An 11,435-nucleotide genomic window follows, 5' to 3' on the forward strand; every position below is an offset into this window, starting at 1 on the left:
GATGACGGAGCAGCAGACCTCCGCGCCCACCCCGCTGACCAGGGCGCTGGACACCGTCCGCAAACTGCGGGCGCAGCTGGACGCCGCGAGCGGCACCGGCCCGCTGGCCGTGGTCGGCATCGGCCTGCGGCTGCCGGGCGGCATCGCCGACCTGGACGGCTACTGGGCGGCGCTGGCCGGCGGCCGCGACCTGGTGGGCCCGCTGCCCGCCGGGCGGCGCGGGCCGTTCGCCGCCGAGTGGGAGCGGCTGCCGCACACCGGCGGCTTCCTGGACGAGGTGATGGACTTCGACGCGGAGTTCTTCGGCATGAGCGCCGAGGAGGCCCGCGGCACCGACCCGCAGCAGCGGCTGCTGCTGGAGGTCGCCTGGGAGGCGCTGGAGAACGCGGCGCTCCCGCCGGACCGGCTGGACGCGGCCCGCACCGGGCTGTTCGTCGGGGTCACCGGGCAGGAGTACTGGGACTGGCACCGGGGCGAGCTGGACACCCACTGGGCGGGCGGCAACGGCCACTGCTTCACGGTGGGCCGGGTCGCGTACGCGCTGGGCCTGGCCGGTCCGGCCATCACGGTGGACACCGCCTGCTCGTCCTCGCTGGTCTCGGTGCACCTGGCGCGCCAGGCGCTGGCCCGCCGGGAGTGCGACGTGGCGCTGGCCGGCGGGGTGAACCTGGTGCTCTCGCCGCGGGCGACCCGGCTGCACCAGCTGGCGGGCACGCTCTCGCCGGACGGGCGGTGCAGCCCGTTCGACGCCCGGGCGAACGGCTTCACCCGGGGCGAGGGCTGCGGCGTGCTGGTCCTCAAGCGGCTGGAGGACGCGCGGCGCGACGGCGACCGGGTGCACGCGGTGGTGCACGGCTCGGCGGTGAACCAGACCGGCCGCTCGACCGGCTTCACGGCGCCCAACGTGCTGTCGGAGGTGGCGCTGACCGAGGCGGTGCTGGCGGACGCCGGGCTCTCCCCCGCCGACATCGGCCTGGTGGAGGCGCACGGCACGGGCACCTCGCTCGGGGACACCATCGAGATGGAGGCGATCGCCGCCGCGCTGGGCCGCCGCAACGGCGGAGCCGAGCTGGCGGTCGGCTCGGTCAAGGCCAACCTGGGGCACCCGGAGTCGGCGGCCGGGGTGATCGGGCTGGTCAAGGCGGTGCTCTGCCTGCAGCGGCGCGAGGTGCCGCCGCTGGTGAACTTCGCCACCCTCAACCCGCTGATCGACCTGGACGGCACCGGCATCACCCTGCCGACGGCGCTGCGGCCGTGGCCGGAGCGGGCCGGGCGGCACGCCGTGGTCAGCGCCTTCGGCATGGGCGGCACCAACGCGCAGGTGGTCCTCGGCGCGGCCGGGGACGAGGGCGCGGCCTCCGCGCCGGCGGGCCCGGTCGACGGCTTCGAGCTGTCCGCCCGGACCCCGGAGGCGCTGCGGGCACTGGCCACCGCCCTGCGCGACCGGCTGGCCGGGCTGCCGGAGGGCGCCTACCCGGCGTTCGCGTACTCGGCGGGCGCCGGGCGGGCCCGGCACCGGCTGCGGGCCCTGATCACGGCCGGCGACCGGGGCGGCGCGCTGCGGGAGCTCCAGGCGCTCGCCGAGGGCGGGTCGCCGTCCGGGGCCGCGCCCGGCGAGGGCGAGGCGGAGCACGACGGGGCGCCGACGCCGCCCCGGGCCGTGCTGGACCTGCCGACATACCCGTGGCAGCGCCGCCGGCACGCCCCCGAGCCGGCCGACCTGCCGCCGCCGGCCGCACCCGCCGCCGCCCCTGTCCCTGGTGCCGCCACGGCCGGCGTCACCGCCGCCGAGACCCCCGACGAGGCACGGCACGCCCTGTTCGCGCTGGAGTGGGCCCCCGCCGAGGACGGCGCCACCGCTCCCCCGAGCGGCGCGCCCGGCCGGTGGCTGCTGTTCGCCGACCGCACCGGCGTCGCCGCGGCGCTCGGCGCCGAACTGGTCGCCCGGCGCGGCAGCTGGGTGACCGTGACCCCCGGCGAGCGGTCGCGGCGGCTGGACCCGCTGCGCCACGAACTCGACCCGCGCCGCCCGGAGGACCTCACCGCCCTGCTCAAGGAGCTGCGGGCGGCCGGCGACGAGCCGTGGGCCGGGCTGGTCTACGCCTGGGGCCTGGACACCGTGTCCGGCCCGGACGGACCCGCGCCGTTCCCGCTCACCGAGGAGCGCGAGCACGCCGTGCGCCCGGCGTTCCAACTGCTCCGGGAGCTGGCCGAGGAGGGCCTGCCCGGCGCCCCGCGGCTGACCCTGCTCACCCGGGGCGCGCAGCGGGTGAGCGAGCGGGACCCGGCGCCCGACCCGGCCCAGGCGCTGCTCCGGGGCCCCGCCGCGGAGGGGCCCGGCGCGCCCCGCCCGCTGCTCGTCGACCTCGACCCGGACCCGGCCGGGGACGACCCGGCCCGGCTGCTGGACGTGCTGCTGCGCCCCGCCGGGGAGGAGTCGGCCGCGCTGCGCGGCCCGGTCCGCCACGTCCCGGTCCGGGTGCCCCAGGACTCCGCGGACGGCACCGAGCCCGGCTGGCAGCGGCGGCCGTTCGATCCGGAGCTGGACACCAACCACCGGATCCTGGCGGTCCGTCCGGGCCTGCTGGAGAGCCTGACGCCGACCCGCTGGGAGCGGACGGCGCCCGGGCCCGGGCAGGTGGAGATCGAGATCGCGGCGGCCGGGCTGAACTTCAGCGACGTGCTCAAGGCGATGGGCGCCTACCCCGGCGCCGCCGGCAGCGTCCCGCTGGGTGTCGAGTGCGCGGGCCGGATCAGCGCGGTCGGCGCGGGCGTCGAGCACTTCCGGGCCGGCGACCGGGTGATGGCCGTGGTGCCCTCCGCGCTGGCGGCGTACGCCACCACCGAGGCGCACCTGGTGGCGCCGCAGCCGGGGGCGCTGGACGACGAGCAGGCGGCGGCCGTGCCGATCGCCTTCCTGACCGCCGTCTACGGCCTCGAACACCTGGCCCGGCTGCGGGCGGGCGAGACGGTGCTGATCCACTCGGCGAGCGGCGGGGTGGGGCTGGCCGCGCTGGCGGTGGCCCGGCGCCGCGGGGCGCGGGTGTTCGCCACCGCCGGGACGCCGGACAAGCGCAGCTTCCTGCGCGAACTGGGCGGCATCGAGCGGGTGATGGACTCGCGCTCGACGGCCTTCGCCGACGAGCTCGCCGAGGCCACCGACGGCCGCGGGGTCGACGTGGTGCTCAACTCGCTGACCGGGGAGGCGCTGCGGCGCGGACTGGCACTGCTGGCGCCGGGCGGGCGGTTCGTCGAGCTGGGCAAGCGCGACATCTTCGACGACAGCCCGATCGGCCTCGGCCACCTCAAGGGGAACCGCGCGCTGTTCGCGGTCGACCTCGACCACACCTTCCACGCCCGGCCGGAGCTGCTCGCCGAGCTGTTCGCGGAGGTGGTGCGGGGCTTCGAGACCGGCGAGTTCGGTCCGCTGCCGGTCACCACCCGCCCGTTCGGCGAGGCCCGGGAGGCGTTCGCCGCCATGGCGCAGGCCCGGCACCTGGGCAAGCTGGTGCTGCGCCCGGAGCCGGCGCCGGAGATCGCGGTGCCGCCGAGCCCCGCGGTGGTCCGGGCGGCGCGGGCCGGCTACCTGGTGACCGGCGGGACGACACCCGCCGCGCTGGCGGCGGCCGGGCGCCTCGCGGAGCTGGGCGCGCGCCGGATCGTCCTGCTGCGCTCCCCCGGCGCCGACGCCGGCCCGGCCGCCGAGGCGGTGACCGGGCTGCGCGCCCGGGGCGTGGAGGTCACGCTGACGGTCGCGGACCCGACGCGCGGCGAGGAGGCGGCGGCGCTGCCGGCCGGGCTCGACCTGGCCGGGGTGGTGCATCTGGCGGGCGCCCCGCAGAACGCCGCCTCCCAGGACACCGCCGCACAGGAGGACCCGCTGCGCGCCTCGGCGGCCCGGGCCGCCGAGGCCTGGCGGCTCCATCTCGCCACGGCCGCACTGGAGTTGGACTTCTTCATCCTGTGCGACCCGGACACCGGGCCGGGCCGCGAGAGCGCGCTCGGCGCCTGCCTGGACGCACTCGCCGCGCACCGCCGGGCACTCGGCCTGCCCGCGCTGAGCGTCGACGGCGAGGGCCTCGGTTCGCTCGCCCGGCTGCTGGGCAGCCCGGCCGCGGTGGTCCGGGCCTCGGCGACCGGCGACGGCGCGCCCGAGGCGGAGGCCGACGGCGGGGCGGCGATCCGCCGACGGCTGCTGGAGGTCGAGCCGGGCCGGCGCCGCCGGGCCCTGCTGGTCCGCCACTGCCGGGAGCTGGCCGCCCGGGTGCTGGACGGGCCCGGCGCGGACGCCGCCGCGGTCGACGCCTCGGCGCCGCTGGCCGGTCTCGGCTTCGACTCCATGCGCACCCTGGAGCTGCGCTCGCGGCTGGAGCTGTCGCTCGGCGTGCCGCTGCCCGCCACCCTCGGCTGGCAGTACCCGACGCTGGACGCGCTGGTGCCGTTCCTCGCCGAGCGCATGGGGATCCCGCTGGAGGCCCCGGTGAACGGCCCCGCCCCGGCCGGGCCCGCCGCGACGCGGGAGACCGCCGCCCCGGCCGCACCCGCTGCCGTCGCCACCCCCGCCACCACTCCCGCCGCCGTCGAACTCGTCGACCTCGACGGCCTCTCGGAGAGCGAGCTCGAAGCCCTCCTCCTCGCCAAGACCGAGCAGTTCGACGCCGCTGCCGATGCCGATGCCGATCCGACCGACCGGGGACAGGGACGATGACCACACACGACGACACCACCCGGCCCGCCACGCCCGAGCCCGACGACCGGTCCGCGTCCATGACGGCGATGAAGCGCGCCTATCTGACGATGGAGCGGATGCAGCACCGGATCGACGCCCACGAGCGGGCCCGGACCGAGCCGATCGCCGTCGTCGGCGTCGGCTGCCGCTTCCCCGGCGGCGTGGGCGACCCGGACGCGTACTGGGAGCTGCTGACCGCCGGCACCGACGCGATCGGCGAGATCCCGGCCGACCGCTGGGACGTCGACGCCTACTACGACGAGCGGCCGCGCACCCCCGGCCGGCACAGCACCCGCTGGGGCGGCTTCCTGGACCGGATCGACCGCTTCGACCACGAGTTCTTCGGCATCTCCCGCCGCGAGGCCGTCTCCATGGACCCCCAGCAGCGCCTGGTCCTGGAGGTCGCCTGGGAGGCCCTGGAGGACGCCGGGCAGGCCCCGCACGCGCTGGCCGGCAGCCGCACCGGGGTGTTCCTCGGCATCTGCAGCAACGACTACGCCGGGCTGGTGTTCCGCGAGCCGGCCGACATCACCGCCCACGCCAGCACCGGCGTCGCCCACAGCATCGCCAGCGGCCGGCTCTCCTACCTGCTGGACCTGCGCGGGCCGAGCGTCTCGGTCGACACCGCGTGCTCCTCCTCGCTGGTCGCCGTGCACCAGGCCTGCCAGAACCTGCGCCTCGGCGAGTGCGACCTGGCGATGGCCGGCGGCGTCAACGCGGTGGTCTCCCCCGACGCGGCGATCTCCTTCTCGCAGTTCCCGGAGATGCTCGCCGACGACGGCCGCTGCAAGACCTTCGACGCGGCGGCCAACGGCTTCGTGCGCAGCGAGGGCTGCGGCATCGTGGTGCTCAAGCGGCTCTCCGACGCGCAGCGCGACGGCGACCGGGTGCTCGCGGTGATCCGCGGCTCGGCCGTCAACCAGGACGGGCGCAGCTCCGGACTGACCGCGCCGAACGGGGCCGCGCAGCGCGAGGTGTTCCGGCACGCCCTGGCCGCCGCCGGCATCGGGCCGGAGCGGCTCGGCTACATCGAGACGCACGGCGCCGGCACCAAGCTGGGCGACCCGATCGAGGTGGCGGCGCTGGCCGAGGTCTACGGCCGCGCCGAGGGCGCGCCGCTCTACCTGGGCGCGGTGAAGACCAACCTCGGCCACCTGGAGGCGGCCGCCGGGATCGCCGGGCTGATCAAGGCCCTCCTGTGCGTGGACCGCGGGCTGATCCCGCCGAACCTGCACTTCGGGGAGCTCAATCCGCACATCTCCTTCGACGGGACCACCTTCGCCGTCCCGACCGCCCCGACCCCGTGGCCCGAGGGCGCGGGGCCGCGCACGGCGGGGGTGAGCAGCTTCGGCTTCAGCGGCACCAACGCCCATCTGATCGTCGAGCAGGCGCCGCCGCGCCCGGCCGCGGAGCCGGACGCCGGCCGCCCGCTGTCCGTACTGGCCCTGTCGGCGAAGAGCGGCGGCGCGCTGCTCAAGCTGGCCCGCCGCTACCAGGACCGGCTGGCGGCGGCCGACCCGCAGGCCGCGCCCGACCTGTGCTTCTCGGCCGGCACCGGCCGCTCGCACTTCCCGCACCGGCTCGCCGCGGTAGGCGCCTCCACCGGCGAACTCGCCGACCGGCTGGCCGACTTCGTCCGGGACGACCCGGGCGAGGGCCTGCTGCTGGGCACCGCCCGGGGCGACGGCCCCGGCGGCGCCGAACCGGTCTTCCTGTTCACCGGCCAGGGGCCGCAACGCGCGGGCATGGCCCGGCAGTTGTTCGAGACCCAGCCCTCCTTCCGGCGCACCCTGGAGCGCTGCGACGAGATCCTGCGCGACGTCCTGCCGGCCCCGCTGCTGTCCGCCGTGTACCCGGCCTCGGCGGCGGACGCCGGACTGATCGACACCATGGAGTTCGCGCAGCCCGGCCTGTTCGCCGTGGAGTACGCGCTGGCCGAGCTGTGGCGCTCCTGGGGCGTGGAGCCGGCCGCCGTGGTCGGGCACAGTCTCGGCGAGTACACCGCCGCCTGCTTCGCGGGGGCGATGCCGCTGGAGGACGGGCTGCGGCTGGTCGCCGAGCGCGGCCGGCTGCTGCAGCGGCTCGCCGAGTCCGGCGCGATGGCCGCGATCTCCGCCCCGGCCGAGGAGGTCGCCGCGGAGGTCGCCCGCCATGACGCCGCGCTGGTGGCGGTGGCCGCCGTGAACGGCCCGGCCAACACCACCGTCTCCGGGGTGCGGGAGGTGGTCGACGCGCTCTGCGAGACGTTCACCGCGCGTGGCGCCGAGGTGCGCCGGCTGCGGATCTCCACCTCCTCGCACTCCCCGCTGGTCGAGCCGGTGCTGGAGCCGCTGCGCACGGCCCTGGAGAAGGTCGCCTTCGGCGCGCCGCGACTGCCGCTGGTGTCCAACCTGACCGGCGGGCTCTGGCCGTGGGACCGGCCGCTGGACACCGACTACTGGCTGGGCCACGCCCGGCAGCCGGTGCTCTTCGCCGACGGGGTGCGCTCGCTGCACGAGCTGGGCTACCGCACCTTCCTGGAGGTCGGCCCGGCACCGACCCTGCTGGGCCTGGTCCGCGAGGTGCTGACCGGCGACGACGTGCTGATGCTGCCCAGCCTGCGGCCCAAGTACGACGACTGGGAGATCCTGCTGGGGAGCCTGGGCCGGCTGTACGTGGAGGGGGCGGAGGTCGACTGGGCCGGTTTCGACCGCGACTACGCGCGGGCGCGCACGCCCCTGCCGCACTACCCGTTCGCCGCCACCCGCTGCTGGCACGAGCCCAGCGGCGAGGTCACCCCCGCGCGGACCACCCGTCGGGACCCGGTCCGGGCGGGCCGCCCGGACCGGCCGGAGCGCCCGGCCCGCCGTGAGCGCGCGGACGGGGCGCCCGAGCATCCGGCGCCGCTGCGCGGTGCGCCCGGCAGGGCAGCGGCGAGCGCCCTGCCGACCGCCGAGGAGCTGCTGAAGGCCCCCGCCGAGCAGCGCGTCGACACCCTGGTCGCCGGGCTGACCACCGGGGTGCGCACCGCCCTGGGCTCGCGCGCGGCCACCGTGGACGCCGACGCGCCGCTGTCGGGCCTCGGGCTGGACTCGCTGATGGCGGTGGAGCTGCGCAACGAGATCCAGGGCCGCCTCGGCGTCAAGGTGACGGTGGCCGACTTCCTCAAGGGCGCCACCGTGCGGAGCCTGGCCGAGCAGGTGGTCGCCGGGCTCGCCGCCGGGTCACGCCCGGAGCAGGCCGACGAGGACGCGACGATCCGTCGGGTGGCCCGCTCCGCGGACCGCGACGCCGAGCTGCTCGCCCTGCTGGACCAGGTCACCGGAGAGACGGAGCGGTCCGATGGCTGAGCTCGACGAACGCCTCGCCGCGCTGACCCCGCAGCAGCGGGCGCGCCTGGAGCAGCTGCTCGCCGAGAAGCGGCGGACGGCGGACGGCCCCGCCGCGGACGGCCCGGCCGAGGACGTCTTCCCGCTCTCGGTGTTCCAGCAGGGCATGTGGTTCCTGGAGCAGGTCCGCCCCGACAACCCGGCGTACGTGGTGCCGGGCGCGGTGCGGGTGCGCGGCCCGGTGGACGCCGGGGTGCTGCGCGCGGCGTTCGCCGAGGTGGTCCGCCGGCACGAGGCGCTGCGCACCGCCTTCGGGCTGCGCGAGGGCCGCCCGGTCCAGGTGGTGCGGCCGCTGCCGGCGCCGGAGCTGCCGGTGGTCGACCTGCGCGGCGCCGGGCTGACGGCGGCCGGACTGGAGGAGCGGATCACGGCGGCGGCGATCGGCGAGCCGTTCGACCTGGAGACCGGGCCGCCGGTGCGGCTGACGCTGCTGCGCACCGGCGAGCACGAGTCGGTGCTCGTCCTGGCGCTGCACCACTTGGTCTCGGACCGCTGGTCGTTCTGGGTGCTGCTGTCCGAACTCGCCGCGCTGTACGCGGCGTTCGCCGAGGGCCGGCCCTCGCCGCTGCCGGAGCTTCCGGTGCAGTACGCCGACTTCGCGGTCTGGCAGCGCGAGCAGCAGGAGAAGGGCCGCTGGGCCGGGCAGTTGGCGTACTGGCGGGAGCGGCTGGCCGGGGCGCCGGCGGCGCTGGAGCTGCCGACGGACCGGCCGCGGCCCGCCGTGCAGGGCTTCCGCGGCGGCGCGCTGCCGTTCGAGCTGCCCGAGCCGCTGATGCGGGAGCTGGCCGCGCTCGCCCACCGGCGCGGCGCGACCACCTACATGGCGCTGCTGGCCGTCTTCACCGTGCTGCTCGCCCGGTACAGCCGACAGCGGGACGTGGTGGTGGGCGTGCCCACCGCCGTCCGCGACCGGCCCGAACTGGAGCCGCTGATCGGCTACTTCGTCAACACCCTGCCGATCCGCACCGAGCTGGGCGGCGACCCGTCGTTCACCGAGGTGCTGGAGCGGGTGCGCGCGGCCTGCCTGGGCGCCTACGAGCACCAGGAGGTGCCGTTCGAGCTGGTGGTCGGGGAGCTGGGCACGGCCCGTGACCTCAGCCGCCCGCCGGTGTACCAGGTGAGCTTCGCCTACGGCCGCGAGGCGGTGCCGGACCTCACCCTGGGCGGCGCGCGACTGGAGCAGGTGCTGGTGCGCAGCGGCGGCGCGCGCTTCGACCTGGAGCTGCAGGCCTTCGACCGGGACGGCGGGCTGAGCGGCTGGTTCGAGTACGACCGCGACCTGTTCGACGAGTCCACCGTCGAGCGGCTGGCCGCGCACTTCCGCCGGCTGGCCGAGCAGGCGGTCGCGGATCCGCAGTGCCCGGTGGAGCGGCTGGAGCTGCTGACGGAGGGCGAACGCCGCCGGGTGGTGGAGGAGTTCAACGCCACCGAACGGGAGTGGCCGGCCGAGGCGGGCTGGATCCACCGGGCCTTCGAGGAGCGGGCCCGGCTCGATCCGGAGGCCGAGGCGCTGCGCTTCGAGGGGCGCTCCGTCGGCTACCGCGAGCTGGACCGGCGGGCCAACCGGCTGGCGCACCGGCTGCGCGCGCTCGGCGTGGGCCGGGACGTGGTGGTGGGCGTCGGGATGGAGCGCTCGCCGGAGCTGGTGGTGGCGCTGCTGGCGGTGCTCAAGGCCGGCGGCGCCTACCTGCCGCTGGACCCGGAGCTGCCGGCCGCCCGGCTGGAGCACATGGTGCGCGACGCCCGGGTGCCGGTGCTGCTCGCCCAGCGCCGGGTGCTGGGGCGGCTGCCGGAGGTCGAGGCCGAGGTGCTGTGCGTGGAGGAGTTCGAGGCCGCGCCGGGCGACGAGCCCGACACCGCCCCGGACGTCGAGGTCGGCGGCGAGGACCTCGCCTACGTCATCTACACCTCCGGCTCCACCGGCCTGCCCAAGGGCGTCATGAACGTGCACGCGGCGATCCGCAACCGGCTGCTGTGGATGCAGGACGCCTACCGGCTGGACGCCACCGACCGGGTGCTGCAGAAGACGCCGTTCTCCTTCGACGTGTCGGTGTGGGAGTTCTTCTGGCCGCTGGCCGCCGGCGCCACACTCGTGCTGGCCCGCCCGGAGGGCCACCGGGACCCGGGCTACCTGGTCCGCACGATCCGCTCGGAGCGGGTGACGACGGTGCACTTCGTGCCGTCCATGCTGCAGGCCTTCCTGCGGGAGCCGGTGGAGGAGTGCACCGCGCTGCGCCGGGTGGTGTGCAGCGGCGAGGCGCTGCCGCGCGACCTCCAGGACCGCTTCCTGGCCCGCTCCGGGGCCCGGCTGTACAACCTGTACGGCCCGACCGAGGCGGCCGTCGACGTCACCCACTGGACCTGCGGCCCGGACCCGGACCCGCACCGCCCGGTGCCGATCGGCCGGCCGATCGCCAACACCCGGATCCATGTACTGGACGGGGCGATGCGCCCGCTGCCGGTCGGGGTGCCCGGGGAGCTGCACATCGGCGGCCGGGGCCTGGCCCGCGGCTACCTCGACCGGCCCGAGCTGACCGCCGAGCGTTTCGTGCCGGACCCGTTCGACCCGGACCCGGCAGCGCGGCTCTACCGGACGGGGGACCTGGCGCGGTTCCGCGAGGACGGCGCGCTGGAGTTCCTGGGCCGGCTGGACCACCAGGTGAAGCTGCGCGGCCTGCGGATCGAGCTGGGCGAGATCGAGGCCGCGCTGACCGCGCACCCCGCGGTGCGCGAAGCGGTGGTGACGGCCCGCGAGCACCGGTCCGGGGACGTGCGGCTGATCGCCCATCTGACCGTGCACACGGCCGCCGGGGCGCCCGGGCCCGCCGAGCTGGCCGTCCATCTGCGCGAGCGGCTGCCCGGCTACATGGTGCCCGCCGCGTTCGCGGTGCTGGACGCCCTGCCGCTCACCCCGAGCGGCAAGGTGGACCGCGCCGCGCTGCCCGAGCCGGCGGAGGAGCGGCCCGGGGCCGCGCCGTTCGCCGCGCCCGGGGCCGGACTGGAGCGCACGCTGGCCGGACTCTGGCGCAAGGTGCTGGGGATCGAGCGGGTCGGCGCCCACGACAACTTCTTCGACCTCGGCGGGCACTCGCTGCTGATGGCCGAGCTGCGCTCGCTGCTCGCCGCGGACACCGGACACCGGGTGTCGATGGTCGAACTGTTCCAGCACCCGACGGTGGCCTCGCTGGCCGCCCACCTGAGCCGGTCCGAGGGGGAGCCGTCCGCGGCCCCCGGACCGGACGCGCGGGAACGCGCGGAGCACCGACGCCGGGCCGGAGCCCGGCGGCAACAGGCGGCCGCGCGCCGCGCCCGTTCCTGAGGCACCGATGTGAGAGGGC

3 protein-coding genes are annotated in these 11,435 nt (G+C 77.1%); all 3 read left to right on the top strand.

Annotated features, from left to right (window positions below; genetic code table 11):
- Position 1 precedes the first annotated feature (1 nt).
- Genes ACFVVU_RS10110 through ACFVVU_RS10120 form a run of 3 tightly spaced genes read left to right on the top strand, consistent with a single transcriptional unit; the run spans position 2 to position 11,416 of the window.
- The gene (locus ACFVVU_RS10110) at positions 2 to 4,708 is read left to right on the top strand and encodes a beta-ketoacyl synthase N-terminal-like domain-containing protein (RefSeq protein ID WP_387789081.1); all 4,707 of its coding nucleotides are present in this window, start codon (positions 2 to 4) and stop codon (positions 4,706 to 4,708) included.
- The gene (locus ACFVVU_RS10115; RefSeq protein WP_387789083.1) at positions 4,705 to 8,058 is read left to right on the top strand and encodes a type I polyketide synthase; all 3,354 of its coding nucleotides are present in this window, start codon (positions 4,705 to 4,707) and stop codon (positions 8,056 to 8,058) included. Before ACFVVU_RS10110 ends, ACFVVU_RS10115 begins: the two co-directional genes overlap by 4 nt.
- Positions 8,051 to 11,416 carry an amino acid adenylation domain-containing protein gene (locus tag ACFVVU_RS10120; RefSeq protein WP_387789084.1) on the top strand — a complete coding sequence of 1,122 codons (3,366 nt, stop codon included), beginning with the start codon at positions 8,051 to 8,053 and terminating at the stop codon, positions 11,414 to 11,416. The genes ACFVVU_RS10115 and ACFVVU_RS10120 overlap by 8 nt, the downstream gene beginning before the upstream one ends.
- Positions 11,417 to 11,435: the final 19 nt, after the last annotated feature.

Origin of the sequence: Kitasatospora sp. NPDC057965 (assembly GCF_042887135.1) — a bacterium.
Taxonomy (GTDB): domain Bacteria; phylum Actinomycetota; class Actinomycetes; order Streptomycetales; family Streptomycetaceae; genus Kitasatospora.

Bases quoted from the DNA above. Each gene is read 5' to 3' on its own strand.
- ACFVVU_RS10110 (WP_387789081.1), top strand. From the start codon at position 2: ATGACGGAGCAGCAGACCTCCGCGCCCACCCCGCTGACCAGGGCGCTG.
- ACFVVU_RS10115 (WP_387789083.1), top strand. From the start codon at position 4,705: ATGACCACACACGACGACACCACCCGGCCCGCCACGCCCGAGCCCGAC.
- ACFVVU_RS10120 (WP_387789084.1), top strand. From the start codon at position 8,051: ATGGCTGAGCTCGACGAACGCCTCGCCGCGCTGACCCCGCAGCAGCGG.